Source organism: Proteiniborus sp. (assembly GCF_040308045.1).
In the GTDB taxonomy this organism is placed as follows: domain Bacteria; phylum Bacillota; class Clostridia; order Tissierellales; family Proteiniboraceae; genus Proteiniborus.
The window spans coordinates 41,608-68,350 of record NZ_JAWRHZ010000057.1 but is presented as its reverse complement, the minus strand read 5'-3'; the positions used below and the strand labels follow the sequence as shown (position 1 = coordinate 68,350).

Here is a 26,743-nt window from a genome sequence, read left to right as displayed (position 1 = left end):
TATGAATATTGCATTAATAGCTCATGATAACAAAAAGAAACTGCTAGTTAATTTTTCTATTGCATATAAGCATATTCTTGAACAGCACTGTCTTTTTGCAACAGGCACTACAGGAAAGCTTATTATAGAGGCTACAGGTCTTAATATTCAATGCATGATGTCAGGTCCTTTAGGTGGGGATCAACAGATAGGAGCCAAAGTGGCCAATAATGAAATGGATTTAATAGTGTTTTTAAGAGATCCGCTGACAGCTCAACCTCATGAACCAGATGTGCAGGCGTTGCTTAGGTTAAGCGATGTCCACTCTATTCCAATTGCTACTAATATTGCTACTGCAGAGCTTTTGATAAAATCTCTTGAAAGAGGAGATATGCACTGGAGAGAAATTATAAGGCAATCGAAAATTCATAATCGCAAATAATAATAGAAAAACCTATGATTTCACGAAACAGTAAAATCATAGGTTTTTTAATGTAATAAAATTACCTTCTTAAAAATATTAATATACTAAATTGAAAGAAGGTGATTATTATGAGTATAAAAGAAAAAACAAATAGAACTGTGCAGAGAATATTAAATAGTTTAAGAAGAAAAAGAGTTTATAATACTTATAATTATAGTGGTAATGAGAACTTTTATAAAAAGCAGCTTAAAAAAATAGTTTTTTGTATTATTGTTGTTTTAGCAGTATTGCTAATTAAAAAGATAAATATAAAGTTTACTAATAATGTTATTAGAATAGTAGATGAATCTATTAATTATTCTTTTGATATAAAGGGAGATACAAAAAAGGTTTTTGATTTTGTTAAAAATAAGGTTAAAATACCTGATAAAGTAATTGAGACATTTAGTATAGATGTATCGAAATAATAGGAAGGTTCTATAAATGAATATATTTAAGATTAGAGACATCAATATTAAAATTAACATTTTTATGCTTGTTATGTTCATTTTTTATTCTCTGTGTGGATACTTTTTCGAAACATCTATTATGGTTTTGTCAATTTTGATTCATGAGATTTTTCATAGCATTGCAGCTAGAAAATATGGAATAAAGATAAATGAGGTGGAAATTTTCCCTTTTGGGGGGATAGCGAAATTTGAAAACATAAGAACTATTACTCCTAAAGAAGAAATAATAATATGTGCCATAGGTCCACTAAGTAACCTAATAATTATTATTTTATTCTTATCATTAAGAGTTTTTTATTTTGATAGTTATTTGATTGATTATATAATAAAAGTAAATAAGGTAATATTTATAATAAATGTTCTACCGATTTTTCCTCTTGACGGTGGCAAGATCGTTAGAGCCATATTATCGTTATTTATTGGGTACAAAGCTTCTACTATTAGGCTAGTATATATTACATATTTTTTATGTACATTTATAATACTCTATGATATATTAAATGGGATAACAGTCAATATAACTTATTTAGGTGCAATAGCAGTATTTTCTATAGTAGCTGCCAAGAAAGAAAGAGAAATGGCAGCTTTTGCTTTCATTAGATCTATTACAGAAAAGACAAATGAGCTTAGTAGAAAAAAGAAAATGAAGGTCCATATTTTAGTATGTATTAAGACTATTAATATAAAGGAAACAATAGAATGCTTTTTGCCAAATAAGTATCATATTTTTATTATTATAGATAGTAATGGAGAAACTATTGGTACAATAACTGAAGGTCAGTTAATAGAGGGAATATACAGGTATGGTTTTGATGTTACATTAGAAGAACTATTAATAGGAAGCAAAAAGTGGTAGAATAATAAAAAACATAGAAAAGACTTTAATTTGTGTTACTCTACTAATAAGAAAAGGATGGTGTAAATGATAGATAAAGAGCTGTTGGAGAAAATTCTAAATAGAGTTGAAAAACCAGCAAGATATATTGGTAATGAACTTAATATTGTTAAAAAGAATATTACAGATGATATAGTTAGATTTGCATTTGCTTTTCCCGATGTCTATGAAGTAGGTATGTCTCACTTAGGAATGCATATTCTTTATAATCTTCTAAATAGTAAAGATGATATTTATTGTGAAAGAGTGTTTGCTCCTTGGATTGATATGGAAGAAGAAATGCGAAAAAATAATGTTTCCTTGTATGCTTTAGAAAGCAAAGATTCAATTAAAAATTTTGATTTCATTGGTTTTACACTTCAATACGAAATGAGCTATACAAATATTATCAACATGATTGATCTAGCAGGGGTTCCTATTCTGTCAAAGGATAGAAACAGTGATGACCCATTCATTATTGCTGGAGGTCCTTGTGCATATAATCCAGAGCCATTAGTAGGTATTATAGATTTTTTTGTTATAGGAGAAGGAGAGGAAGTAACACTAGAAATTATTGAACTATATAAGAAGTGGAAAAAAGATGGTGGAGATAGAAAAGATTATCTAGAAATGATTAGTAATGTGGAAGGAATCTATGTTCCACAATTTTATAAAACAAATTATAATGAAGATGGAACCATAGAAGCTTTTTTACCACTAGATGATAAGTATCCATCAAAAATTAAAAAAAGAATAGTTGAAAAATTGGACGAAGCATTTTTCCCAGATAAAATAATAGTTCCTTTTATAGAGACTGTTCATGATAGAGTAATGCTAGAGATATTTAGAGGCTGTACAAGGGGCTGTAGATTTTGTCAAGCAGGTATCATATATAGGCCTGTGAGAGAGAGAAGTGTAGATAAATTAATTGAATATGCAAGAAAGCTTATAGAGGCAACTGGTCATGAGGAAATATCCCTTTCTTCCTTAAGTACTAGTGATTATTCTCAAATACTTCAGCTAGTAAATAGGCTAATAGAAGAGTACAAGGATAAAAAGATTGGTTTATCTCTACCTTCTTTAAGATTGGACTCTTTTCCTTTAGAAGTTATCGAAGAGATTCAGAAGGTAAGGAAAACAGGTTTAACTTTTGCACCTGAGGCAGGAACTCAAAGATTAAGAGATGTAATAAACAAAGGTATTGTAGAGGAAGACTTAATTAAGTCTACAAAAGAAGCTTTTAGTTCTGGTTGGTCAACTGTGAAACTGTACTTTATGATAGGATTACCTACTGAGACACTTGATGATGTTTTAGGAATTAAGGATTTGGCATATAAGGTTAAAGATATTTTCTTCAAAATACCTAAGGAGCAAAGAAAAGGTAATCTAAAAGTAACAGTAAGTACTTCTTGCTTTGTTCCCAAACCCTTTACACCATTCCAGTGGTATCCTCAAGATAGCATTGAAATGTTTTATGAGAAAATAGATTTACTTAAAAACAATATTAAAGACAATAAGATAACATATAATCATCATGACCCAAAGCTAAGCTACTTAGAAGCAATTTTAGCAAGGGGAGATAGACGTATATCAGACGTATTAATAAGAGCATGGGAAAAAGGCTGTAAGTTTGATGGCTGGGGAGATAAGTTTAATTTTGAAAAATGGATTGAAGCCTTTGAAGAAGCTGGTATTGACCCTGATTTTTATGCTTCCAGAAAAAGAAGCTATGAAGAGATATTACCTTGGGATTTTATAGATGTTGGAGTATCTAAAAAATATTTAATAAATGAAAATGAAAAGGCTCAAAAAGGTGAACTTACGAGAGATTGTAGAAAAGGATGTACTGGTTGCGGTATTAATAAAAGTTTTACAGGTGGTGTTTGCTAATGATTATAAGAGCCAAGTTTACAAAACTAGAAGAGTTAAAATATATTTCACATCTTGATTTAATGAGACTTTTTCAAAGAGCCTTCAGAAGGGCTAATATCCCAGTTAAGTATAGCGAAGGATTTAATCCTCATCCTCAATTTTCTTTAGCTACTGCATTGGCTTTAGGGGTATCCAGTGATGGTGAATATATGGATGTAGAGTTGGATGCACAAATTTGTCCTGAAGAATTTGCTCGAAGGATGAATGATGTTTTACCAAATGGGATAAAGATAATAAAGGCAGTGTCTTTAGATAATAAAAGTTCTATTGTTCCATTGATAAGATGGTCAGCTTATATAATTGGATTTAGAGTTAAGGAAACGATGACGTCAGAACAAATTAATAATGAAATTGATAATTTTTTAAGTAAAGATGAGCTTGTTTTAACAAAAGAAAAGAAAAAAGGAAAAAAAGTAACTATAAAACAGTACAATGTAAGAGATAGAATAAAAGAATTATTTCTTCTGTCAAATGAAGATGGTGAAATTATACTAAAGACAACATTAATGACAGGAAGTCAAGGAAACATAAAACCAGGAGAAGTTGTAGAGTTACTTGAAAAATATACTAAGATAGAATTAGAGGAATATAGCTTGAAGATACATAGACTTGAGCTATTTATCGAAGATGATGGAGGCATTTCTTTGCCTATATAATTATACTTAGCATTAAATTAGAGTTAATGGTATATAGGCTTTGGGTGCTCTTAGTGCTCAAATAAAGCTTTAGGAGAGATTTTATGAATCAAATAATAATTGATGTAGGGTTGCAAGAAAATAGAGTAGCTGTCTTAGAGAATGACGAGTTAGTAGAACTGTATATTGAGAAGGATGATAACAAAAGGATAGTTGGGAATATTTACAAAGGTAGAGTTGTAAATGTATTACCTGGTATGCAGGCAGCATTTGTTGATATTGGATTAGAAAAGAATGCTTTTCTTTATGTAAAAGACGCAATCCCTAAGGAAATGTTATCTAATAAGAAAATAAATCTTAAAGATATATCAATTAGAGATGTCATTAAATCAGGTCAAGAGATTATTGTTCAAGTAATTAAGGAGCCATTTGGTAGTAAGGGTGCAAGAGTGACTACTCATATAACAATACCAGGTAGACATATTGTTCTTATGCCTTATACTGATTATATCGGAGTATCAAGACGTATTAGTGATGAAGCTGAAAGGAATAGATTAAGAGATATCGTTGAAAGTATAAAACCTGCTAATATGGGATTAATATTAAGGACCGCAAGTGAGGGTTTGGAAATTGAAGATTTTAAAGATGATATCAAATTCCTTTTAAAAGTTTTACATAAAATTGATAGTGAAAGAAACCTAGGTTTCGCTCCTAGGGTCATGTATAAAGATCTTGATTTGATTCACAGAACCGTTAGAGACATGTTTACTAAGAACATTCAAAAATTGATAATAAATAGAAGAGATGAATACAAAAGTATTGTAGAATTAGTAGAGATGATATCACCACAGTTAAAGCCTAGAATTGAATATTTTGATTCTAGTCATGATATATTTGGATATTTTGGAATTGAACAGGCTATTAATAGAGCATTAGATAGAAAAGTATGGTTAAAAAGTGGGGGATATGTAGTAATAGATGAAACAGAAGCTTTAACTTCAATAGATGTAAATACTGGCAAATATGTAGGCAGTATTAATTTAGAAGATACTGTTCTGAGAACTAATATTGAAGCAGCAAAAGAAATAGCTAAACAATTAAGATTAAGGAATATAGGCGGTATAATCATTATTGATTTTATTGATATGAATAATGAGTATAATGAGCAAGAAGTGCTTAAAATCTTAGAAGATGAACTTAAGAAAGACAGAACAAAGTCTACTGTTCTTGGAATGACCCAATTAGGACTAGTTGAGATGACAAGGAAAAAAGTAAGAAGCAGGTTAACCACAAAAATGTTGATGGAATGTCCTTATTGCAATGGAACTGGGAAAGTCTACTCAGAAAGCTCGATCCTAAGTCTAATTGATAAAGAAATAAGAAGAATAAAGCTACATACTAGTGCAGAGGCTGTTATTATTGAAGTGAATACCCATACTGAGGAATATTTAAAAAGTAATAATCAATATTTTATCAAGAAAATTGAAGAGGAATATGGTATTACTCTTTTTATTAAAGCAAGTCAATCTATTCATAACAATGAAATAAAAGTGAAGAATATAGGGAAAATAGATTTTATTAAAGGTATTTTAGAGAGATGATTATACAAAAGTAGTTGTTGACTTTTTGTCCTTAGTCTGATAAAATTTTATTTTGTAAGTGGCCGCTCAGTGCAGGTTTTAAAACTTCGGTACCTAGCATTGGCGAGACTGGTTAGAGGAGGTGTAGTGTAATGTACGCAGTAATTGAGACTGGTGGAAAGCAATATAGAGTTCAAGAGGGAGATACAATCTTTATTGAGAAAGTTGCTGGAAACGAGGGAGAATCTTTAAACTTTGATAAAGTACTTTTAGTTTCTAATGGTGAGGAAGTAAAATTAGGTAAGCCTTATGTAGATGGTGTTTCTGTACAAGGTAACATCGTTGAACATGGTAAAGCTAGAAAAATTGTTGTTTTTAAGTTTAAGAGAAAGAAAGATTACAGAAAGAAACAAGGACATCGTCAGCCATACACAAAGGTTAAGATAGAAAAGATTAATGGATAGTGTTGCTATATGACGAAAATAACTATACTTAAAAATAGCAATGGTAGTATAGTAGAGTATGAAATAAAAGGCCATGCTGGTTATGGTGCATTTGGAGAAGATATACTATGTGCATCAATATCAATATTGAGTCAAACAGCCCTTATTTCACTAAGTGAAGTATGTGGCATAGAAGAGAATAATATTTTTTATTCAATAGATGATAAAAAAGGATACCTAAAAGTATCTTTGCCGGCCGAACTACCTAAAGTTCAAAGGGCAAAGGCCGACATAGTATTAAAGACTATGGAAGTAGGTTTAAGAGGATTGATTGATATCTATCCAGATTATATAACTCTCAAATATAGGGAGGTGTGATGAGATGATTAGAATAAATTTACAACTATTTGCTTCTAAAAAAGGAGTAGGTAGCTCTAAAAACGGTCGTGATAGTGAGTCTAAGAGACTTGGTGTTAAGAGAGCAGATGGACAATTTGTTCCAGCTGGCAATATATTAGTTAGACAAAGAGGAACAAAGATACATCCAGGTGAAAATGTAGGCAGAGGTGGAGATGATACACTTTTTGCTAAGGTTGATGGAGTTGTTAAATTCGAGAGAAAAGGCAAGGACAAAAAACAAGTAAGTGTATATCCAGTAGAAACATTAGCGTAAGTTTAATAATAAAAACCTACCAGTTATGGTAGGTTTTTTGTTTATTTTTTTTATCATTATGTTAAAATAGATGAAGAGGGGTTGTTGTAAAGGGAGGTGATATTATTTTTACAAAGAGCATTCAAATTAATCTTTTTTTTGCAATAATATTATTTTCTACATCACTTCTTGGCATAAGTTCATTTTTTTTGTTTTTCAAGCTTAAACATAAAGATTGTATTGCAAGAAGGGAAATCGAGTTAGATTTTATGAAAAAAGCTAAATATTTACTGAGAGAACAAAGGCATGATTATATGAATTTATTTCAGATTATATACGGATACTTACAGTTAAATAATAAGAACAAAGTCATGGAACATATTGAAAAAGCAATAACCGCCTCGGCTAATTCTAGCAAATGCTATTGCTTATCTGTGTTCCCTATGTCATTATTATTAGAGAGAAAAGTGAAGATTGGTGAGAGCAAAGGAATAAAAATTATTGTTGACGTTGACAGCTGTGTGGATAATGAGCTTAGAAATATTAGTAACGAGAAAATTATTCTAGAACGTATTTCCTACTTGTTTGACTTTTTTATCAGCTGTACATATAAAGAAAATGAAGAAGCAAAACTTTTTGTAGATATATATGAACATATTAATAAAATAGAATTTGTATTTAGCGGTGATATTGATGCGAGATTATTAGATTTAAAATGTGATAACATAAATTATATTACTAAAATTGATGATGGATATGAAATAATTTTTTGTTTTAATGAAGTAAAAGATTTATTGCTAGATGATACTTTGTGTTATGTATCAAATAGTTATTAATTTTGACTATACTTGGAATACTAATAGATAGTTGACACCTTAAGCATAATTGGTATAATAAAATTATTAAACAGTAAGGATGGATGTAATGTTTATAGATGTTGCAAAGATATTTGTAAAAGCAGGTAACGGTGGACATGGAGCTGTCGCTTTCAGAAGAGAAAAATATGAGCCTGCTGGTGGGCCAGCAGGTGGCGATGGTGGCGATGGTGGTAGCGTAATTCTACAAGTAGATAGGAATATTAGGACTCTTATGGATTTTAGATATAGTAAACACCATAAGGCTCAAAACGGTGAGGACGGAAAGCCTAAAATGCAATATGGGAAAAAGGGTCAAGATCTTGTTCTAAAGGTCCCTCAAGGAACCATAATTAGAGATGCAGAAACCAATGCAATCATTGCTGATTTAACTGAAGATGGCAGTACTTTTGTAATTGCAAAAGGTGGACGTGGTGGAAAAGGAAATATGAAATTTAAGACATCAACAAGACAAGCACCTAGATTTGCAGAAGGAGGGACAAGTGGAGAAGAACGTTGGATAAATTTAGAGCTTAAATTACTAGCTGATGTAGGATTAGTTGGATTTCCAAATGTAGGTAAATCAACCTTATTATCTATAGTTACAGATGCGAAACCAAAGATTGCCGACTATCATTTTACCACTCTTACTCCAAACCTTGGAGTTGTAGAGCTTGAAGGTGGGAGAAGTTTTGTTATGGCTGATATCCCCGGGCTTATAGAAGGGGCGCACACAGGAGTCGGTTTAGGACACGAGTTCCTTAGACATATTGAGAGAACTAGAGTTTTAGTTCACTTAGTGGATATATCGTCACGGGAAGGAAGAGATCCTGTTGAAGACTTTTATAAAATTAATGATGAACTTAAAAAATACAATACTAAGCTAGCAAGTAAACCTCAAATTGTTGTTGCAAATAAGATTGATATCTTAGGAGAAAGTAGTGACTTTGAAAGACTTGAAAAAGAGGTAAGTAAACTTGGCTATGAAATATATGCCATATCAGCAGCTACTGGTCAAGGGATAAAAGAGCTGGAGAATGCTATTTGGAGCAAACTTCAAGAGGTAGGAGAACCAGAACCAATTAAAGAAGTTATAGCTGAAAATAAATTATATGAATTGACAGATAAGAGTGATGAAATTATAATTAGAAAAGAAGACAACAAATATTTCATAGAAGGACATCAAATCGAAAAACTTCTCAATTCTACTAACTTTGATGATTTAGATTCAGTAAGATATTTCCAAAAAGTTATCAGAAGGAAAGGAGTTGTTGATAGGTTAAAGGCTTTAGGAATAAATAATGAAGATATTGTAAATATTTGTGGTTATGAATTTGAATTTTTTGATTAATGGAGGTTAAATCAGGAAAATGGACTGCATAAATTGTGGCAATTGTAAGGAAAATCAACCAACTTATTATTGCGTAGCTAAAGGAGATTTTGTAATCAATAGTAAATATGAGCCATCTGAGAAATTGAGAAGTGGCTGGAAAAAAGGAATGCAAAATTATGAAGTTCATAGAAGAAAAACAAAAAAAGAAGTAGAAGTATAAAGTTAAAGGAGTGTACCTTTTGATTAGTGGAAAACAAAGAAGTTACTTAAAGGGTTTAGCCAATGGAATAGAGCCAATTTTTCAAGTTGGCAAAAATGGAGTAACTGAAAGCTTTCTAAAACAAGTGGATGAAGCGCTTGAAGCTAGAGAGCTTGTGAAAATAAATGTGCTTAATAATAGCTTTTTAGAGGCAAAAAATGTAGCTGTGGAACTATCTGAAAAATTAAATGCGGAATTTGTTCAGAGTATAGGGAATAAATTTGTAATTTACCGTGAGTCAGAAGAAAGCAAAAAAATAGAATTACCTAGATTATAACATTATAACTTATGATGAAATAAATAAATATGGGGAAAATATAAAGAGATTGGGAACCCAATCTCTTTATGGCTTTTACACTATATTTATGGAGGAGAAGAAATATGAACAGCTGTTTAAATGAAGTAATAGTCTTTTATGATCATGGATTCAAGTGTATAAAATACGAACATAATTCTGATGGTAGTCTAGTTATTTATTTGAAAAACTTTGAAAATGAAAAAGCTCATACTTTATGTTGCAATGATAAGAAAGAGATTAAGGAAATAAAAGATTATATTGATTTAAATTGAAGGTTTAGTGTTTTTGTGTTTATATAAGCAAAAAATTAATATATAATTAAAGTTAATATATTATAACAATTTAAGATTGAGAGGATATTTTATGCGCAATCATATAAAAAAATATGGAATAATGGGAGGTACATTTGATCCTATTCATGTTGGACATCTAGTTATTGCAGAGGAAATAAGATGCAAGTTTAAATTGGACAAGGTTATTTTTATTCCTGCTGGTAATCCTCCTCATAAAGATTTTAGTAAAATTACTAGTGGTGATCATAGATATCAAATGACGTTGTTAGCAACGATTTCTAATCCCTTTTTTGATGTTTCTTCAATAGAATTGGATAAAAAAGGAGTTACGTATACAATTGATACTATAATAGAATTGAAGAAATGTTGTAAAGACAAAGCAGAATTTTACTTTATAACCGGAGCAGATTCTTTACTTGAGCTTTCAACCTGGAAAAATGTAGACCAATTACTTAACATGTGCAAATTTGTAGCTGCTACGAGACCTGGCTTTCAAATGTCAAAAATAGAAACAAAAGTTAAAGAACTTGAATCAAAGTATAACCAAGGTATATATACAATTTCTGTACCTGCATTACAAATATCGTCAACAGATATTAGAAACAGAATAAAAGAAGGAGATTCAGTAAAGTATTTACTCCCAGAATCTGTTGAGTCATATATAATAAAGCATAAGCTTTATCTAGAGAATGTTGCAAAGGGATGTTTATAATATGACAAAAAACAGTACTAAGATTGTAAATCAATCAGAAACAAAGCTAATTCATTATATTGGATATAAAAGATATCTTCATTCATTAAGAGTAATGGAAGAAGCTATTAAATTAGCAACAAAGTTTAATTGTGATGGAGAAAAGGCTGCTATAGCAGGCTTTCTTCATGACTGTGGCAAGCTTCAAGATGAACATGAATTATTGAAAAAATCCTATGATTTTGGTATAATTCAAAGAGATGTGCATATAGATAATTTTGCATTGCTCCATGGTGCTTTGGGCGCTGAAATAGCTAGACGAGAATTCCAAATTGAGGATATTGAAATTATTAATGCTATTAGGTATCACACAACAGGAAGACCTAATATGTCATTATTAGAAAAAATAATATATATATCAGACTATATCGAACCAGAAAGAAAATTCCCAGGCGTAGATGCGATTAGAACACTAGCCTATAAGGATTTAGATGAAGCATTACTTAAAGCTATGGACAAAACTATTAAATATATAATAGATAAAGGGCAGTATATTCATCCTGAAACATTAAATGCAAGAAACTATCTAATTAAAGAAAACAAATAGGCTTGGAGTGGTATGAAAATGAAAAAATTCTTTAGAACTTTTGTAACAGCATTTCTAATATTTGCTATTATTTCTGGAGGTATAGTTACATGGATTTTAAAAAATGAAGGCGATGAAAATTCTTTTGCTTCGAATATAAGTGAACTAATTAAAGGTGATGATAAAAAAGAAATTACTTTTCTTCTTTTGGGAGTTGACTCAAAAGATGTGACTAAAGCTAAAGGTCAGAGAACAGATACAATGATGTTATGTAGGTATGATGATACTACTGGTAAAATTTCAATATTGTCAATTCCTCGAGATACTAAAGCTGTAATAAGAGGAAGAAAAAACAAGGAAAAAATTAATCACGCTCATGCGTATGGGGGACCAGAATTATCTGTTAAAGCAGTTAGAGATTTATTGGGCATAGATATTGAGTATTATGTACGAGTTGACTATAAAATTGTGAAGGATGTAGTTGATTTAATTGGAGGAGTAGAAGTAGATGTTCCTATGGATATGAAATATAAAGATCCAACAGCAGATCCTCCTCTTAATATTGACATAAAAAAAGGAAAACAGATTTTAAAAGGAGAAAAATCATTAGAGTTTCTAAGGTATAGAAAAGGCTATAGCAATCAAGATTTAGGAAGAATAGAAGCTCAGCAACAATTTATGAATAGTGCAATTAAAAAGGCCTTAAATCCAATAAACATCATTAAACTACCTAAATTCATTGATACTTATATTGAAAATGTTGATACAAATATACCTTTAGAAGTTATAGCAAAATTTGCACTTAAAGCAAAAAATATTGATACTGAAAACATTGAAATGGCAACTTTACCAGGTCAACCAAAACTTATGAGTGGAGTATGGTATTTTATTCATAACGAAGGGAAAACTCAAGAAATGGTAGATAATATGTTTATTGAGCATAATTTGGTCATGAATGATGAAAAAAAGGAAGAATCTAACAATTAATATTAATCAGGAGGTAGGGTAGTGAATGAACAACTATCTATAATAATAAAATCTGCAGATGACAAAAAGGCCTTTGATATTAAGGTGCTAGAAATATCTAAACTTACTAGTATAGCAGATTTTTTTGTAATATTAAGTGGAAACTCACAAAGGCAAGTAATGGCAATTTCAGATGCTATTGAAGAAAAGATGTATCTTAATGGTCATGATTTAAGACATAAAGAAGGGTATAATTCAGGAAAGTGGATTTTGCTAGACTATGGAGATATCATTGTTCATGTGTTTCATAAAGAAGATAGAGAATTTTATAACCTTGAACGATTATGGGCAGATGCTGAAAATATTGATATTGAAATATATAACTAGAGAAGGAATGGATATATTATGGCTATTGAAATTGATACATTAGCTAAGAACCTTACTTCCTTTGCAGAAGGTTTAGGGGAATTGTTAGGACAGAATTGCGAAATAGCTTTATTTAATGTGGAAGATTCAAAGCATAAACTTGTTTATTTAGTAAATAGTCAGGTTACAGACAGAAAATATGATGAAGATATGAATCAACATGAATTAGAAGCACTAGATAGGGCTAAAGCACAAAGTGGCTATTCTATTTTTTCTTATACAGATAAAGATGGTAGAAGACTAAAAACTGCTATTTTTATTCTCAAAGATAAAGACTCTGAGAACACTAGTATTATGATAATTAGTTTTGACATAACTGACTTTTTATTAGCTAAAAAGACCCTTGAATTTCTATGCTTAATAGATGGGAAAGCGGAAAACGATATTAATGCTAATAATGACAATGACTATAAAAATGTTGGATTTTTAATGGAGAAAATCATATCGGATGTTCTGGAAAGTTACGGGAAACCTGTATCCTATCTTAGTAAAGAAGACAAAGTCAAAATTGTGAGCATGTTGAAGGATAAGGGCGTCTTTCTGATAAAAGGTTCAGTTGAATATATTGCTGATAAACTTTGTGTTTCTAGATATACAATATATAATTATCTTGAAGAGATACGTTTGGAATAATCATAATACTATATGTTAATGGTGAGATGATGAAGAAGGAAGAATAGAAAGTGTTATTATTTTCTATTATTCTTTCTTGAAATTATATTCTTTAAGGAGGTTACATAGATGGAAAAGAAAACAATATTTACTGAAAAAGCACCAAAGGCAATTGGTCCATATTCTCAGGCAATAACAGTAGGAAATATGCTTTTTACATCTGGTCAACTTGGAATTAATACTGAAACTGGAAGTATAGTAGATGGGACAATACAAGATGAGACTAGACAATCATTAAATAATCTTAAAGCCGTATTAGAAGCAGCAGGAGCTACACTTAATGATGTTGTTAAGACTACAGTTTTTATAAAAGATATGAATCAGTTTGGGTTAATAAATGAAGTATATGGAGAATTTTTCAGTGACCATAAACCAGCAAGATCATGCGTTGAAGTAGCGAGATTACCCAAGGATGGAAATGTAGAAATTGAAGCAATAGCAATATTATAAAAGGTGACATATGTCACCTTTTTTAATATGGAACATCATACTTGTGAATCCTAACACTTGAAAAGTATCTCCCGACACTGATTTTGTGTTCAATAATCTACTTAATATAAAGATAAGATTGTTTTCTTTTCCTTCTAATATTCCTTCTCTTTATTTCTATATATATTCTCCAGATTAAAAATAATATTATTAGCCAAATCCACCATTTTTTTAGAATGGATTCTTTACTGTTTAGATTAACAACATCAAAAACTGCTTTTTGATCTATTTCCATAGCAGATACTATATTACAAGTATCTATTACTTTATTATCTATTTTAAGTTCAATTTTCCCTATAACTTGTCCTTTGGAAATAGGAGCAGAAATTTTCTCTGGAATGATAATATTTCTTTTTACTTCATTTTCTCTACCCTTAGGTACAAGGCTATATAAGTCACTGCCTACTATTCCAGTAACAAATGGTTTGTCTCCATTTTCAACATCAATATTATCAATATATTCATTCTTAAATGCGATTTTAACATTTGAGAAGTTATCAAATCCATAGTTTAAGAGTTTATGTGTATCTATGTAAACATTAGTACCATTTGCTTTTAAAACTACACTTATTAAATTCTGACCATTTCTTTCAGCAGATGCCACTAGACACTGCTGAGCTGCCACTGTATATCCTGTTTTTATACCATTGACTCCCTCATATTTTATATTTACATTATTTCCATTTACATTAATCTTTTCGTTACTATATAAAAGTCTATTTGCAGATTTTAAGTATCTGGATTCTGTTTTTTTATTAGTAGGCTCAATTGTGTAGTTATAAGAAGATACTACTTTTCTAAAAAAGTCATTTTTCATTGCATATTTTGCAATCATAGCCAAATCATACGCAGTTGTAGTGTGATTGTCATCAGGAAGTCCATTTGCATTGACAAAGTTGGAATTTTTAGCCCCCATTTCTTTGGCTTTGTCATTCATTAGTTTTGCAAATTCTTCTGTAGAGCCCGAGATTTGTTTTGCTATTACTGCTGCAGCATCATTTGCGGACTCTATAAGAGTTGCATAGATTAAATCCTTCATAGTTATCACTTCATCAGGCTCTAGGGCTATGTGGCTTCCATTAATATCGTACGGTGTCTCTTTATCTACAATTACTTTTTTTTCAAGATTACCATTTTCAATGGCGATTATTCCAGTTAATATCTTAGTTGTACTGGCAGGGAACATTTTTTGGTGTATATTTTTCTCAAAAAGCACTGTTCCAGTATCTGCATCTATCAAAATAGCGGCTTCAGCAGATATATCTGGTTCATTTGCAAATACATATGTTCCAAAATTGAATGTTAAAAACAATAGTATAGAAAAAACAAAAATTTTTTTCAACATATCACCTCCGCTTATACTCACTTAATAGTATATCAAAATATGACTTTATTTTTAAGTGCAAGACATATTTTTTTTAAATTAAATAATTTTATACAAATTAAATGGAATGATATGAAGGATATACATGTATCTTATAGAATTATATGGTAAGAATATGTATATATTGGGGTGATTTTTATGAGTAACTTTACAAAAAGAGAACAAATAGTTATACTAATATTTGTTATTGTAGTAATAATATCTTTGGGGTATCAAATATATATGAAAAAAGATTTAGAACTTGCAAGGGAAGATACTAAGAGTGAAGACATGGAAATGATGAGTTCAAAAGTCGAAGATGATGGTAAAGAAAATTCTTTTCTAGAGGACAAAACAGATTCACTTGAGAAAATAATGGTACATATAGATGGTGAAGTTATGAATCCAGGAGTAGTTGAATTACATGAAGGTGCTAGGGTTATAGATGTGATCAATATAGTAGGTGGGTTAACTCAATATGCAGATGATAAGAGAATAAATCTAGCAAAAAAGGTATACGATGAGGAAAAGATATATATACCTAAGATAGGTGAAGATACTTCTGAATTAGATACTCTATTTATTAACCAGAACGATAATAAAAATAGTACTCAAGGAAAAATCAATATTAATACAGCGACTAAAGAGGAACTCCAAAAACTTTCTGGCATAGGTTCTGTTCTAGCTGAGAGAATAATAGAGCATAGACAAAGTAACAAATTTTCCAGCATTGATGACATAAAGAAAGTATCTGGAATAGGAGATAAAAAGTTTGAAGCAATTAAAGACTTTATAGAAGCTAAATAAGGGGTGAAAAGTATGACGGAAAAAGAAAAAAGACTTACTGAAATGACAAAAAGCTCAGGATGAGCAGCTAAAATAGGTCCTGATACCTTGGCACAGGTACTGTGTCAATTACCAAAAACATATGATGAAAATTTAATCGTAGGTATAGAAACCTCTGATGATGCAGCAGTTTATAGGATAAATGAAAATACTGCACTTATTCAAACAGTAGACTTTTTTACACCAGTTGTAGATGATCCATATACATTTGGACAAATTGCTGCAACAAATTCATTAAGTGATGTATATGCAATGGGTGGGGAGCCTAAGCTTGCAATGAATATTATATGTTTTCCAACATGTTTATCTCCAAATGTTATGGCTGAAATATTGAAGGGTGGATATGACAAAGTTGCAGAGGCAAATGCTATACTTATAGGTGGACACACAGTAGAAGATGACGAACCTAAATATGGACTTTGTGTAAGTGGTTTTATACACCCTAGCGAAGTAGTTACAAACTGTAATGCTAAAGTAGGAGATTTATTAATATTAACTAAACCTATAGGAATTGGAATATTAAATACTGCTATAAAAGCACAGTTAACAGATGAAAAAACATATGAGAAAGCAGTTAAAACTATGACAACATTGAATAAGTTTGCAAGAGATGCAATGATAAAGGTAGGAGCTAATAGTTGTACTGATATTACCGGATTTGGCCTACTTGGACATACACTAGAGATGGCAGAAGGAAGTGGGGTTACAATAAAGCTATACTCTGACAAGATTCCTGTTTTACCGCAGGCCATAGAATATGCAAAGATGGGCCTAGTACCTGCAGGAGCTTATTCAAATATGAGTTTCATAGGAGACAAGGTTAGTTTTAATGATAAAGTACCTCAAGAAACACAGGATATTTTATTTGATCCCCAAACTTCAGGAGGGCTATTAATATCTGTAGAGGCAAATAAAGCAAATGATCTGTTAAGATTACTAGAAAACAGCCCTACTGAGTATGGAATAATTGGAGAAGTAATTGAAAAACAGAATAAGCATATTTTAGTAGAGTGAGATATTTAAAACATAAGAATAGGAAGGGTTGTATATGAATAATAGTATAAATCTATATAGTAGATTGCCCAAAGTCGATCAGATTTTAACTGATATAAGAATTGAACAACTATTTGAAATATCTCCTAGAGAAATGGTAACTGAGTTTACAAGGGAGGTAATTGCAGAGATAAGAGAGTTAATATCTAACAAAGAATTAACCTTAGAAGAGTTAGATAATCATATTCATAAAATCCCTGAAATAATAGAGAAAAGAGTAGAATCTTCTATAAGACCAAAGCTAAGAAAAGTAATTAATGGAACAGGAGTTGTCATCCATACTAATTTAGGAAGATCTCTAATTAATAGAGAAATAATGGAACATGTAACTGAAATAGCTTCTAGCTATAATAATTTAGAGTTCGATCTTGATAATGGAGTTAGAGGATCAAGATATAGCCATCTAGAAAATATTATACAAAAAATTACAGGCGCTGAAGCAGCATTGGTAGTAAATAACAATGCTGCGGCAGTAGTTTTAGTGCTAAGTAGTTTAGCTAAAAATAAGGAAGTTATAACATCTAGAGGAGAACTTGTGGAGATTGGAGGATCCTTTAGGATTCCAGATGTGATGGAGCAAAGCGGTGCCACATTAGTCGATGTTGGAACTACAAATAAGACTCATTTAGAAGATTATGAAAATGCTGTAAGAGAAGATACTGCAGCTCTTTTAAAGGTGCATACTAGTAACTACAGGATACTTGGATTTACTTCAACTGTATCTTTGGAAGAACTTGTTAGCTTAGGGCAGAAACATGATATACCTGTTATAGAGGACTTAGGAAGTGGTGTATTGCTAGACTTAAGTAGGTATGGTCTTCAGCATGAACCTACAGTTCAAGAATCCATAAAAGCAGGGGTGGATGTTGTAACCTTTAGTGGTGACAAGCTACTAGGTGGACCTCAGGCTGGAATAATAATTGGTAAAAAGAAATATATAGATATGATGAAAAAGCATCCTTTAAATAGAGCATTGAGAATAGATAAATTTACTATTGCTGCTTTAGAATCAACATTAAGATTATATTTAGATGAAGAAATAGCTATAAATAAAATCCCTACTCTGAGAATGCTTACAATGACCCAAGAAGAGCTTACTAATAAAGCTGAAAAATTATTGTTTAAGATAAATCAACAGAACAAACTAGATAAATTGAAAATTGAAATTACAGATGAATTTTCTCAAGTAGGAGGAGGTTCTATGCCTCTTGAGCAAATACCTACTAAATGCATAATGATATATTCGAATGAAATAAGCATTTCTTCATTAGAAAAGGGTTTAAGGAGTTATACCATACCTATTGTTACACGTATTTTTAAGGAAAGATTATATGTTGATTTGAGAACTGTTGACGAATCAGAATTTGATACTGTAGTGGAAGGCATAAAGTTTGTTCTTGGAAGTTATTTAAGGGAGTGCTTTTAATGAAGAATGTTATAATAGGAACAGCTGGACATATTGATCATGGTAAAACTACTTTGATCAAGGCGATCACAGGGAGAGAAACTGATAGATTAAAGGAAGAAAAGGAAAGAGGCATATCTATCGAATTAGGTTTTACTTATTTTGATCTTCCTAGCGGAAGAAGAGCGGGAATAATTGATGTTCCTGGCCATGAAAAGTTTATAAGAAACATGTTAGCAGGAGTAATGGGGATAGATGTAGTTATTTTGGTAGTAGCTGCTGATGAAGGAATCATGCCACAAACAAAGGAACACCTAGATATTTTAAACTTATTGGGAATTGAAGAAGGACTTATTGCACTGACAAAGTCAGATTTAGTAGATGAGGAATGGTTGGAATTAGTAGAAGAAGATGTGAGGGATGGTGTAAAAGGAACATTCTTAGAAAATAGCCCAATAATTCCTGTTTCTTCAACTACCAAGTCAGGAATAAACAAAGTAATTGAAATAGTTGATCGACTTACTGAAGAGGTTAAGGAAAGAGATGTTACTGAAACTGCTAGATTACCTGTAGACAGGGTTTTTTCTATGTCTGGCTTTGGAACAATAGTTACAGGAACATTATCTGCAGGAAGATTCAATATTGGCGATGAGGTTCAAGTTTTCCCAGGAAATAGGATAGGAAGAATAAGATCAATTCAAGTTCATGGTACAGATAGTGATAGGGCGTATGGTGGACAGAGAGTTGCAATAAATATAGCAGGACTTAAGAAAAGTGAAATTGAAAGAGGTAATGTTATTGCCCCTATAGATTCATTGGAGTCTACAATGATGATAGATGTTAAACTTAAACTTTTAGAGGATTCGCAAAGAATTATTGATAATAGGACAAGGCTAAGACTTTATACTGGATCTAGTGAAGTATTATGTAGAGTAGTTTTTTTAGATAGAGAACAATTGACACCAGGTGAAAGCTGCTACGCACAACTTAGACTTGAAGAAGAAATAGTTGCAAAAAGGGGAGACAGATTTATAATAAGATTTTATTCACCAATGATGACAATTGGTGGAGGTGAAATATTAGAGCCAAATCCTCCAAAAAGAAAAAGATTTGATGAAGATACAATAAGAGAGTTAGAAATAAAGGAAAAGGGTAAAATAACAGACGTTGTTGAGGAGATTATAAAGGATAAAAGCAATTTATTCCCTACTATAAAAGATATTTCTATTTGGACTGTTATGACTGAGGAAAGGATAGGGAAGATTATTGAAGAGTTGAGAAAAGCCAATAAAGTTCTAACCTTTAGTTTGCTTAAGGATTTATATATAATCCATGTAGATTATGGAAAATATTTGTCAGATAAGATAGCGGATGAACTTAAAAGATTCCATCAGAATAACCCTCTAAAAGCAGGAATATCCAAGGAAGAGATAAGAAGTAAGTATTTAGGCTCAGCTAAACAAAAGTTGGGTGATAGTTTCATAAATAAGCTTGTAAATGATAAAACAATAAAGCAGATAAATGAAAGCCTTGCTTTGAGTAATTTTGAAGTCAAATTTAATCAAGTGCAAGAGGAGATAAAGCAAGAAATTGAAAAAGTTTTTATGAAAAATAAGTTTAATCCTTTAAAAAAAGAAGAGTTTTATGATATCTTGAAATATAATAAAAAAGATATTGATCAGGTTTATGATGCATTACTAGATATTGGCATACTAATAAGACTAAAAGAAGAGAATATTGTTCATAAATGTGCATTAGAAGAGTCAATTGAAATGGTAAAGGATTATATTATAAGTAATAGTTCTATTTCGGTGGCTCAGATTAGAGATTTATTGAGTACAAATAGAAAACTTGCAATAGCTCTTATGGAATATCTTGATGATAAAAAGATTACAAAACGTGTTGGTGATATAAGAATATTGTATTAAATCATTTAATTTCTATCAAAAAAGAGGATTAAATAAAGTTATATAGAACTTCTTTATTAATATGTTATTAGTTAACTATAATAGTGTTTGAGGTGATAATTTGGACACCAGAATTTTAATCGTGGATGATGAGGCTTTATTAGTAAAGGGACTTAAATATAGTCTTGAGCAGGATGGATATGAAATTGATGTAGCATATGACGGATTAGAAGCCTATGAGAAGTTTAAGAAAGGTAATTTTGATCTAATAATATTAGACCTGATGCTCCCTGGAATAGATGGGCTTGAAGTCTGCCAAAGGGTAAGAGAAAAATCACAGGTACCAATAATTATGCTAACAGCTAAAGGCGAAGATATTAATAAAATACTTGGACTAGAATACGGTGCAGATGATTATATGACCAAACCATTTAATATACTAGAGCTTAAAGCTAGAATTAAAGCAATATTGAGAAGAGTAAACAATAGGGAAACTCGAATTGGAGAGCAAATAATTCAACTGGACAATTTTACCATCAATACATTAGGGAGAAAAGTTACTGTAAGAGGTCAAGATATTAATTTAACAGCTAAAGAATTTGATTTATTATTATTATTGGCTTCAAATCCAGGAAAGGTATTTACAAGGGAAGAACTATTAGAGATTATTTGGGGATATGAATATTTTGGAGACTTGAGAACAGTTGATGTTCATATTAGAAGATTAAGAGAGAAGATTGAGAAAAATTCTAGTCAAGCAGAGTATATTTTGACAAAATGGGGAGTTGGTTATTATTTTAGGAATAAGGCCTAATAGTCAGAATAAATTCATTAGTATAAGGTGGAAACTTGTTTCCACCTATTTATTATTAGTGGTTATTTCTCTTATTATTATTAATGTTTTTATAAGTCGACTAATATTGAATATATATATTGAACAAAGGAAATCAAATATACTTATTACAGCAAATATTGTTGCAAATAATATTAAACACTTCATAACCTTAGATTCTATGAGCGAAGCTAAAATGTATGTAAATCCAATAGCAGAAAAGTATAGCAAGGATATTAATGGGAGAGTAATTGTAGTAGATAAAAGTGGAATAGTAAAAGGTGATTCTAATAAAGAATTTTTAGGAGAAACCTTTAGACATAAAGAGATTCAAAATGCTCTAAATGGACAAACTTCTACAAATACTTTCAAATTCAAAGAATATGGGCATGTTTTGTATGTTGCCGTTCCAGCAATTGTACAAAACAGGGTAGTGGGCGCTACTCTATTATCTATTTCCATAAATGATATATACAAAGATGTGAATCACATTAAGTTAAACTTGTTCTTCATTTCTATAGTATGCATACTGTTAATAGCCTTAATAAGTTTTATTTTTTCTGGATTTGCTATTATGCCTTTAGAGAGATTCACAAAGGTAATAAATAGTATGGCTAAAGGAGATTTTAAACAAAGGGTCGAAGTAAACACAAATGACGAATTTAAAAATATGGCATATGCTTTTAATGCTATGATAATGAAACTAGACCAAGTAGATAAACAAAGAAAAGAGTTTGTGGCAAATGTTTCCCATGAGTTACGTACACCTATAAGCTCAATAAAGCTTTTATCAGAATCACTTCTTCATCAAGATGAAGATGATATTAATATTTATAAAGAATTTATGATGGATATCGCTGCAGAATCAGATAGATTAAATAATATAATTGACGAATTACTATCACTTGTTGATTTAGATAAGGAAAAACTTCATTTAAACTACAAGATAACTTACATTAATTTCCTTTTGGAAAAGATAGTTAATAGGTTAAAGCCTTTAGCAGAGAAGAAAGATATTAAATTAAAGCTTTACTTAAATGAGAAGATTCAGATAAAAGTAGATTCTGATAAAATACAACAAGCCATTATAAATATTATAGAAAATGCAATTAAGTACACGCAAGAGGGTGGAGAAGTAAAAGTTAGTTTATATTCTCAGGGGAAATGGTGCATTATAGAAGTAAGGGATAATGGTATAGGGATACCCGAAAATGGTCTTACTCACATATTTGATAGGTTTTACAGAATAGATAAAGCAAGATCAAGAAAAACAGGAGGGACAGGATTAGGTCTATCCATTGCAAATCAAATAGTAGCACTACATCAAGGAAATATCGAAGTTGAGAGTAAAATAGGAAAAGGCAGTGTGTTTTATATTAAAATACCTAATGATATAAAATTATAATTATGAAATAGGTTATGATTCTATTCAAATCAAAGAATTTTAGCCATTTATCAATATTATGGAGGATTTTATTATGAGGTATAAGCCTAAAATAATATCAATCTTAATTCTGATTGTTTTTCTTTCAGGATGTCAGAGTTATACAACAATACATGAAGATGATATAAATTATCCATTTATTAATCCAATACCTAAAGGAACTCAAGCTCAAATTAATTTGTTCTTTCCACTAAAAAAAGTTGATGTCTTAGCAAAAGAAATTAGAACAGTAAATCTTGAAAATAGAAAACTAGAAACAGTAGTCATAGATGAACTTTTAAAGGGTACAGATAATGATGAGTTTAGAAATGTAATTCCTAATGGAGTAAAATTGCTGTCAATTAATATACAAGATTCAATTGCTTATGTGAATTTTAATAAAGCATTAATAAATGAAAAAGTAGAAGAAGTAGAGGAAGCTCTAATTATTTATTCTATAGTAAATAGCTTAACATCAATTGAAGATATTGATAAAGTACAAATACTTATTGAAGGAGAAAAAAGAGAAAAATTTTATATATATAAGCTAAATGAACCAATTGAATTTAGCCACTTAGTTTTAGACATGCCTTATAACAGCCCGATTATTAAGGTGAAGGAATATTATAATGCTCTTATGGAAAGAGATTATAGAAAAATGTTTGAAATGGAATCTACTCAGTATAAGAACGAAACAAGGTACAATATTTTTGAATTGTACTATGAAACCCAAAATAGGGGACTAGTTGACTATGAGATTACTAATTATGAAATAATTAAATATGATAATGAAACTATATTACGATATGAGATGAATCTATATTATTCTGATGGTAGTATTATTAAAAGTGACTGGATGGAGATAAATATGAAATATAATGAAAATCAATCTTTAATTATTAAAATTAAAAACAATAAGTAAATTAAAAGATTATATAATAATGAACACAGTCTAACTTACTATGAAAGAAACAGAAGAGAAAGGATTTTCCGATGAGAATAAATAAATATATTAGCGAAACAGGCATTTGCTCTAGAAGAGAGGCTGACAAAATCATTGAAGAAGGTAGAGTAACAATTAATGGAGTAACTGCTCATTTAGGCAGTTTAGTAGAATCTAGTGACAAAGTTTATATTGATGGGAAACCAATTGGCAAAAAGAGGAAACCGATATACATTGCTTTAAATAAACCTGTAGGAATTACATGTACAACAGAAAGACATGTTAAGGGTAACATTGTGGATTTTGTAAATCATCCTGAACGAATTTTTCCAATTGGTAGACTAGATAAGGATTCTCAAGGGCTTATTTTATTAACTAATGATGGAGATATAGTCAATAGAATTTTACGTGCAGAAAATAACCATGAGAAAGAATATATTGTAACAGTGAATAAACCTATAACACCTTATTTTGTCAATGGTATGTCGAAAGGAGTAAAAATTTTAGGAACAGTAACCAAACCATGTAAAATAAAATTAATAGATGATAGAACATTTTGCATTATTTTGACTCAAGGACTTAATAGGCAAATTAGGCGCATGTGTCAAGCTTTTGATTACCAAGTAATAAAACTAAAACGTATTAGAATAATGAATATTAAGCTTGGAAACTTGAAGATTGGGCAATGGCGGAATCTTTCTAGAAAAGAACTAGATGAACTATTGAAGGATTTATAGAAAAAATCACCCTTGAATTTTAAAAATATGTATGTTATAATCATCTGGTGTCAATAATTATAACATAATGGGAGTAGATGGGTGCTGGTGTGCCCTCTGGTCTTCAAAACCAGCGCGAGGGGTTAGGAGCCTCTTGGGTGGGTTCGATTCCCACATACTCCCGCCAGATAATATTCATAAATGCCACTTTGAAAAATTATATCAAAGTGGCATTATTTAATTAAATATATTTATCTGTTTCTATCAAGCCTATTTAGCGCCATATCAAATACCCTATCTGCATTTCCAGTAATCTTAGGTGTTTTTACATCGGGATTATCTAACATACCACCCATATCTTTAATTATTTTTTTCGCATCTTCAATATTTCCATTGCCAATTTCAACTACGATTTTACTATTAATGTCTGTGATTTCTTCCATATTTGCCATTCCACTTACCATAGGATTTGCTGCAGCTAAAGATGCCTTACTTCTATCTTCTACAATGGTTGAACCTGAGCCTAAAACTAAATCTGATAAACTAGACGAATGTTCTGTTCCTGCTAAGTTCATTTTAATATTTCTATTTTCATCATATTCATCCTTCAAATCAAGATATGAAGTTTTAAATCCAGCTTGCTGCAATTGTTTAATAGCTTCATTAGCTTTTTTAATACTAGGAAAATAACCTTCTATTTTCAATCTAATCACTCCCATTAATAATTCATCTTAAAATATGATACCTTAATACTAAATTATTTATTCATGAAAAGCCCTTTATTGTAATAATAGATACACAAATATTCTATCATCCCAATACAATAATTAGAGAGGTGATAAATGTGAGTAATTCTAAGAATTCCTCAAAAAATCCATTTTGCAACATTGAGCCTGTTCAGTTAACATTAATAGGTGCATTTTTAACTTTAGCAGGCGATTTTTTATCTTTTTTAGCAACATTTTCTGAGGCACAAAATGCATGCCAAAACAAAAACGATAATCAAAAGCAAAGTCAACTTGATGCTAACATAATTTATGCAGAAAACAAGATAAAAGAATTGGAATATGAAATTAGCAAATTAAAAAAAGAAATTAAGGATTTTAGTTAATGGAATTATATTGCAATTTAATAGCACCTTAATACTATTGACTATTAGCAACTGTCAATCCAGATTATTTTACAATATGATTATTATTGGTATATTTGTGTTTCTATTATAATACAAACACATTTTAATATATTAACAAAAGTAAACATGTCACTTCTTTTCTTTATTTTTTTTCTATTCACTGATATAATAATATAGGTTGGAATATACTGCCCTATTTTTTATTGTTCTATACTTTCTTCTGAAAGGAGCTTGATTTATGAAAGATAAGAAAAATATTATGGTTTGTGTTACCCAGCAAAAGACTTGTGAAAGACTTATTATGGGTGGCCATAATGAGATGGAAGAAGGAGACAATCTATTTGTTATACATGTTGTTAGTGAGAAAGATAACTTTTTATACAATTCAAATGATGGAGAAGCATTGGAATATTTATTTGGAGTATCCAAAAAAGTTGGGGCAGATTTAACAGTTATTAGGTCAAAGAATGTTACTAAGGCTATTTCTGATTTTGCAATGAAAAATGACATAACCCACATAATAATGGGTTCGTCACCTAGTGGTGAAGACCCAGAGAATAATAGTATAGCTTTAATACTTAAGAAAATGCTTCCAAAGGCAAAGTTTATTATAATATAGTATTCTATTTAAGAATTAATTGCACTCCTTTTGGGAAAAATATGTATATTACCGAGAGGAGTGTTTTTTTTGTCTAAAAGATTAAATTTATTAGTTTTTAGTGGCGATTATGATAAAGCATTAGCTGCACTGATTCTTGCAAATGGAGCAAGAGAATTGAATATGGAGGTTACAATATTCTGCGCTTTTTGGGGTCTATTAATGCTAAGAGAGGAAAATAAAAATGTATCGAAAAACAAGTCTTTTTTTGAGAGGATGTTTGGTATTTTTACGCCTAGGGGTGCTGAAAAATTAACATTATCAAGGATGAATATGGGTGGAGTAGGTAAAGGTATGTTGAAAAAGATGATGCAAGACAAAGAAAAGCCAATGTTAAAAGACTTTTTAGATGGTGCTAGGAAAAAAGGTGTTAAATTTTACGGGTGCAAATTATCTCAAGAAGTAATGGGCTTTAAAAAAGAAGAATTCATACCAGAATTAGAGATAATAGAGGTATATGAGTACCTTAAAGATGCATCAGAGTCAGATATTCAACTTTTCATATGAAAATTCTACAAATATTCCTTTCATCTTTACTTATTTGTCAAAAACATGTGACAAATTATGCTA

General features: G+C 30.5%; 33 protein-coding genes and 1 tRNA gene. 32 read left to right on the top strand and 2 right to left on the bottom strand.

Going from position 1 to position 26,743, the window contains the following annotated elements; translation table 11 throughout:
- Window position 1 precedes the first annotated feature (1 nt).
- The 20 genes from mgsA to ABV008_RS12175 all read left to right on the top strand — a co-directional run bounded on the left by mgsA (window position 2) and on the right by ABV008_RS12175 (window position 13,856).
- Window positions 2–421, top strand: a complete 420-nt coding sequence (gene mgsA / locus ABV008_RS12270) for a methylglyoxal synthase (RefSeq protein WP_352420118.1) — start codon at window positions 2–4, stop codon at window positions 419–421.
- A gap of 110 nt (window positions 422–531) precedes the next feature.
- Entirely contained in the window at window positions 532–870 is a 339-nt protein-coding gene (locus tag ABV008_RS12265) for a hypothetical protein (protein WP_352420117.1), read from the top strand.
- 16 nt (window positions 871–886) lie between these two features.
- On the top strand, window positions 887–1,768 hold the full coding sequence (locus ABV008_RS12260) for a site-2 protease family protein (protein ID WP_352420116.1): 882 nt from the start codon (window positions 887–889) through the stop codon (window positions 1,766–1,768).
- Between the two features lie 66 nt (window positions 1,769–1,834).
- Window positions 1,835–3,676, top strand: a complete 1,842-nt coding sequence (locus ABV008_RS12255) for a TIGR03960 family B12-binding radical SAM protein (protein ID WP_502929783.1) — start codon at window positions 1,835–1,837, stop codon at window positions 3,674–3,676.
- Window positions 3,676–4,374, top strand: a complete 699-nt coding sequence (locus tag ABV008_RS12250) for a TIGR03936 family radical SAM-associated protein (protein ID WP_352420115.1) — start codon at window positions 3,676–3,678, stop codon at window positions 4,372–4,374. The genes ABV008_RS12255 and ABV008_RS12250 overlap by 1 nt, the downstream gene beginning before the upstream one ends.
- A gap of 83 nt (window positions 4,375–4,457) precedes the next feature.
- Window positions 4,458–5,954 carry an Rne/Rng family ribonuclease gene (locus ABV008_RS12245; RefSeq protein WP_352420114.1) on the top strand — a complete coding sequence of 499 codons (1,497 nt, stop codon included), beginning with the start codon at window positions 4,458–4,460 and terminating at the stop codon, window positions 5,952–5,954.
- Between the two features lie 131 nt (window positions 5,955–6,085).
- Entirely contained in the window at window positions 6,086–6,397 is a 312-nt protein-coding gene (rplU, locus tag ABV008_RS12240; protein ID WP_352420113.1) for a 50S ribosomal protein L21, read from the top strand.
- Between the two features lie 9 nt (window positions 6,398–6,406).
- On the top strand, window positions 6,407–6,754 hold the full coding sequence (locus ABV008_RS12235; RefSeq protein ID WP_352420112.1) for a ribosomal-processing cysteine protease Prp: 348 nt from the start codon (window positions 6,407–6,409) through the stop codon (window positions 6,752–6,754).
- A gap of 4 nt (window positions 6,755–6,758) precedes the next feature.
- Complete coding sequence (gene rpmA / locus ABV008_RS12230) at window positions 6,759–7,049, top strand: 50S ribosomal protein L27 (protein ID WP_352420111.1); 291 nt, start codon at window positions 6,759–6,761, stop codon at window positions 7,047–7,049.
- A gap of 248 nt (window positions 7,050–7,297) precedes the next feature.
- Entirely contained in the window at window positions 7,298–7,864 is a 567-nt protein-coding gene (locus tag ABV008_RS12225) for a Spo0B domain-containing protein (RefSeq protein WP_352420110.1), read from the top strand.
- A gap of 88 nt (window positions 7,865–7,952) precedes the next feature.
- Window positions 7,953–9,233: a GTPase ObgE gene (obgE, locus tag ABV008_RS12220; RefSeq protein WP_352420109.1), complete on the top strand. Its 1,281-nt coding sequence runs from the start codon at window positions 7,953–7,955 to the stop codon at window positions 9,231–9,233.
- Between the two features lie 19 nt (window positions 9,234–9,252).
- The gene (locus tag ABV008_RS12215; protein ID WP_352420108.1) at window positions 9,253–9,435 is read left to right on the top strand and encodes a hypothetical protein; all 183 of its coding nucleotides are present in this window, start codon (window positions 9,253–9,255) and stop codon (window positions 9,433–9,435) included.
- Between the two features lie 19 nt (window positions 9,436–9,454).
- Entirely contained in the window at window positions 9,455–9,751 is a 297-nt protein-coding gene (gene yhbY / locus ABV008_RS12210; protein WP_352420107.1) for a ribosome assembly RNA-binding protein YhbY, read from the top strand.
- A gap of 104 nt (window positions 9,752–9,855) precedes the next feature.
- On the top strand, window positions 9,856–10,044 hold the full coding sequence (locus ABV008_RS12205; protein WP_352420106.1) for a hypothetical protein: 189 nt from the start codon (window positions 9,856–9,858) through the stop codon (window positions 10,042–10,044).
- Between the two features lie 91 nt (window positions 10,045–10,135).
- Window positions 10,136–10,777 (top strand): nicotinate-nucleotide adenylyltransferase, encoded by a 642-nt coding sequence (gene nadD, locus ABV008_RS12200; RefSeq protein WP_352420105.1) that lies wholly within the window; start codon window positions 10,136–10,138, stop codon window positions 10,775–10,777.
- 1 nt (window position 10,778) lies between these two features.
- Window positions 10,779–11,363, top strand: coding sequence for a bis(5'-nucleosyl)-tetraphosphatase (symmetrical) YqeK (gene yqeK, locus ABV008_RS12195; RefSeq protein WP_352420104.1), 585 nt, complete (start codon window positions 10,779–10,781; stop codon window positions 11,361–11,363).
- 18 nt (window positions 11,364–11,381) lie between these two features.
- Entirely contained in the window at window positions 11,382–12,329 is a 948-nt protein-coding gene (locus tag ABV008_RS12190) for an LCP family protein (protein ID WP_352420103.1), read from the top strand.
- Between the two features lie 21 nt (window positions 12,330–12,350).
- Complete coding sequence (gene rsfS / locus ABV008_RS12185; protein WP_352420102.1) at window positions 12,351–12,695, top strand: ribosome silencing factor; 345 nt, start codon at window positions 12,351–12,353, stop codon at window positions 12,693–12,695.
- Window positions 12,696–12,713: 18 nt separating this feature from the next.
- A complete protein-coding gene (locus ABV008_RS12180) occupies window positions 12,714–13,367 on the top strand; it encodes a helix-turn-helix transcriptional regulator (RefSeq protein WP_352420101.1) in 654 nt (217 codons plus the stop codon).
- Between the two features lie 108 nt (window positions 13,368–13,475).
- Window positions 13,476–13,856 carry a RidA family protein gene (locus ABV008_RS12175; RefSeq protein ID WP_352420100.1) on the top strand — a complete coding sequence of 127 codons (381 nt, stop codon included), beginning with the start codon at window positions 13,476–13,478 and terminating at the stop codon, window positions 13,854–13,856.
- A gap of 97 nt (window positions 13,857–13,953) precedes the next feature.
- Here the strand turns inward: ABV008_RS12175 and ABV008_RS12170 are convergent, their stop codons facing one another.
- A complete protein-coding gene (locus ABV008_RS12170; protein WP_352420099.1) occupies window positions 13,954–15,237 on the bottom strand; it encodes a D-alanyl-D-alanine carboxypeptidase family protein in 1,284 nt (427 codons plus the stop codon).
- 180 nt (window positions 15,238–15,417) lie between these two features.
- Between ABV008_RS12170 and ABV008_RS12165 the strand changes: the two genes are divergently transcribed.
- The 9 genes from ABV008_RS12165 (at window position 15,418) to ABV008_RS12125 (ending at window position 24,570) form a co-directional block, all read left to right on the top strand.
- Entirely contained in the window at window positions 15,418–16,065 is a 648-nt protein-coding gene (locus ABV008_RS12165) for a helix-hairpin-helix domain-containing protein (protein ID WP_352420098.1), read from the top strand.
- Window positions 16,066–16,077: 12 nt separating this feature from the next.
- A complete protein-coding gene (gene selD, locus ABV008_RS12160; protein WP_352420097.1) occupies window positions 16,078–17,118 on the top strand; it encodes a selenide, water dikinase SelD in 1,041 nt (346 codons plus the stop codon).
- 34 nt (window positions 17,119–17,152) lie between these two features.
- Window positions 17,153–18,583: an L-seryl-tRNA(Sec) selenium transferase gene (selA, locus tag ABV008_RS12155; protein WP_352420096.1), complete on the top strand. Its 1,431-nt coding sequence runs from the start codon at window positions 17,153–17,155 to the stop codon at window positions 18,581–18,583.
- Window positions 18,583–20,490, top strand: a complete 1,908-nt coding sequence (gene selB / locus ABV008_RS12150; protein ID WP_352420095.1) for a selenocysteine-specific translation elongation factor — start codon at window positions 18,583–18,585, stop codon at window positions 20,488–20,490. Before selA ends, selB begins: the two co-directional genes overlap by 1 nt.
- A 100-nt stretch (window positions 20,491–20,590) precedes the next feature.
- Window positions 20,591–21,283 carry a response regulator gene (locus ABV008_RS12145; RefSeq protein WP_352420094.1) on the top strand — a complete coding sequence of 231 codons (693 nt, stop codon included), beginning with the start codon at window positions 20,591–20,593 and terminating at the stop codon, window positions 21,281–21,283.
- A gap of 199 nt (window positions 21,284–21,482) precedes the next feature.
- Window positions 21,483–22,706: a sensor histidine kinase gene (locus tag ABV008_RS12140; RefSeq protein ID WP_352420093.1), complete on the top strand. Its 1,224-nt coding sequence runs from the start codon at window positions 21,483–21,485 to the stop codon at window positions 22,704–22,706.
- Between the two features lie 73 nt (window positions 22,707–22,779).
- Window positions 22,780–23,646, top strand: coding sequence for a GerMN domain-containing protein (locus ABV008_RS12135; protein WP_352420092.1), 867 nt, complete (start codon window positions 22,780–22,782; stop codon window positions 23,644–23,646).
- A gap of 71 nt (window positions 23,647–23,717) precedes the next feature.
- Window positions 23,718–24,404 (top strand): 23S rRNA pseudouridine(2604) synthase RluF, encoded by a 687-nt coding sequence (gene rluF, locus ABV008_RS12130; protein ID WP_352420091.1) that lies wholly within the window; start codon window positions 23,718–23,720, stop codon window positions 24,402–24,404.
- A 69-nt stretch (window positions 24,405–24,473) separates the two neighbouring features.
- Window positions 24,474–24,570 (top strand) — tRNA-Sec (locus ABV008_RS12125).
- A 64-nt stretch (window positions 24,571–24,634) separates the two neighbouring features.
- Here the strand turns inward: ABV008_RS12125 and ABV008_RS12120 are convergent.
- The gene (locus ABV008_RS12120; protein WP_352420090.1) at window positions 24,635–25,087 is read right to left on the bottom strand and encodes a hypothetical protein; all 453 of its coding nucleotides are present in this window, start codon (window positions 25,085–25,087) and stop codon (window positions 24,635–24,637) included.
- A gap of 140 nt (window positions 25,088–25,227) precedes the next feature.
- Between ABV008_RS12120 and ABV008_RS12115 the strand changes: the two genes are divergently transcribed.
- The 3 genes from ABV008_RS12115 (at window position 25,228) to ABV008_RS12105 (ending at window position 26,680) form a co-directional block, all read left to right on the top strand.
- A complete protein-coding gene (locus ABV008_RS12115) occupies window positions 25,228–25,494 on the top strand; it encodes a hypothetical protein (RefSeq protein WP_352420089.1) in 267 nt (88 codons plus the stop codon).
- 259 nt (window positions 25,495–25,753) lie between these two features.
- Entirely contained in the window at window positions 25,754–26,134 is a 381-nt protein-coding gene (locus tag ABV008_RS12110; protein WP_352420088.1) for an adenine nucleotide alpha hydrolase family protein, read from the top strand.
- 69 nt (window positions 26,135–26,203) lie between these two features.
- On the top strand, window positions 26,204–26,680 hold the full coding sequence (locus tag ABV008_RS12105) for a DsrE/DsrF/DrsH-like family protein (RefSeq protein ID WP_352420087.1): 477 nt from the start codon (window positions 26,204–26,206) through the stop codon (window positions 26,678–26,680).
- Window positions 26,681–26,743: the final 63 nt, after the last annotated feature.

Bases quoted from the DNA above. Each gene is read 5' to 3' on its own strand.
- nadD (WP_352420105.1), top strand. From the start codon at position 10,136: ATGCGCAATCATATAAAAAAATATGGAATAATGGGAGGTACATTTGAT.
- ABV008_RS12250 (WP_352420115.1), top strand. From the start codon at position 3,676: ATGATTATAAGAGCCAAGTTTACAAAACTAGAAGAGTTAAAATATATT.
- rluF (WP_352420091.1), top strand. From the start codon at position 23,718: ATGAGAATAAATAAATATATTAGCGAAACAGGCATTTGCTCTAGAAGA.
- ABV008_RS12180 (WP_352420101.1), top strand. From the start codon at position 12,714: ATGGCTATTGAAATTGATACATTAGCTAAGAACCTTACTTCCTTTGCA.
- ABV008_RS12165 (WP_352420098.1), top strand. From the start codon at position 15,418: ATGAGTAACTTTACAAAAAGAGAACAAATAGTTATACTAATATTTGTT.
- ABV008_RS12175 (WP_352420100.1), top strand. From the start codon at position 13,476: ATGGAAAAGAAAACAATATTTACTGAAAAAGCACCAAAGGCAATTGGT.
- ABV008_RS12215 (WP_352420108.1), top strand. From the start codon at position 9,253: ATGGACTGCATAAATTGTGGCAATTGTAAGGAAAATCAACCAACTTAT.
- ABV008_RS12245 (WP_352420114.1), top strand. From the start codon at position 4,458: ATGAATCAAATAATAATTGATGTAGGGTTGCAAGAAAATAGAGTAGCT.
- ABV008_RS12260 (WP_352420116.1), top strand. From the start codon at position 887: ATGAATATATTTAAGATTAGAGACATCAATATTAAAATTAACATTTTT.
- selA (WP_352420096.1), top strand. From the start codon at position 17,153: ATGAATAATAGTATAAATCTATATAGTAGATTGCCCAAAGTCGATCAG.
- ABV008_RS12110 (WP_352420088.1), top strand. From the start codon at position 25,754: ATGAAAGATAAGAAAAATATTATGGTTTGTGTTACCCAGCAAAAGACT.
- ABV008_RS12235 (WP_352420112.1), top strand. From the start codon at position 6,407: ATGACGAAAATAACTATACTTAAAAATAGCAATGGTAGTATAGTAGAG.
- rplU (WP_352420113.1), top strand. From the start codon at position 6,086: ATGTACGCAGTAATTGAGACTGGTGGAAAGCAATATAGAGTTCAAGAG.
- ABV008_RS12135 (WP_352420092.1), top strand. From the start codon at position 22,780: ATGAGGTATAAGCCTAAAATAATATCAATCTTAATTCTGATTGTTTTT.
- obgE (WP_352420109.1), top strand. From the start codon at position 7,953: ATGTTTATAGATGTTGCAAAGATATTTGTAAAAGCAGGTAACGGTGGA.
- selB (WP_352420095.1), top strand. From the start codon at position 18,583: ATGAAGAATGTTATAATAGGAACAGCTGGACATATTGATCATGGTAAA.
- mgsA (WP_352420118.1), top strand. From the start codon at position 2: ATGAATATTGCATTAATAGCTCATGATAACAAAAAGAAACTGCTAGTT.
- rpmA (WP_352420111.1), top strand. From the start codon at position 6,759: ATGATTAGAATAAATTTACAACTATTTGCTTCTAAAAAAGGAGTAGGT.
- ABV008_RS12190 (WP_352420103.1), top strand. From the start codon at position 11,382: ATGAAAAAATTCTTTAGAACTTTTGTAACAGCATTTCTAATATTTGCT.
- ABV008_RS12265 (WP_352420117.1), top strand. From the start codon at position 532: ATGAGTATAAAAGAAAAAACAAATAGAACTGTGCAGAGAATATTAAAT.
- yqeK (WP_352420104.1), top strand. From the start codon at position 10,779: ATGACAAAAAACAGTACTAAGATTGTAAATCAATCAGAAACAAAGCTA.
- ABV008_RS12255 (WP_502929783.1), top strand. From the start codon at position 1,835: ATGATAGATAAAGAGCTGTTGGAGAAAATTCTAAATAGAGTTGAAAAA.
- ABV008_RS12140 (WP_352420093.1), top strand. From the start codon at position 21,483: ATGAGCGAAGCTAAAATGTATGTAAATCCAATAGCAGAAAAGTATAGC.
- ABV008_RS12225 (WP_352420110.1), top strand. From the start codon at position 7,298: ATGAAAAAAGCTAAATATTTACTGAGAGAACAAAGGCATGATTATATG.
- ABV008_RS12205 (WP_352420106.1), top strand. From the start codon at position 9,856: ATGAACAGCTGTTTAAATGAAGTAATAGTCTTTTATGATCATGGATTC.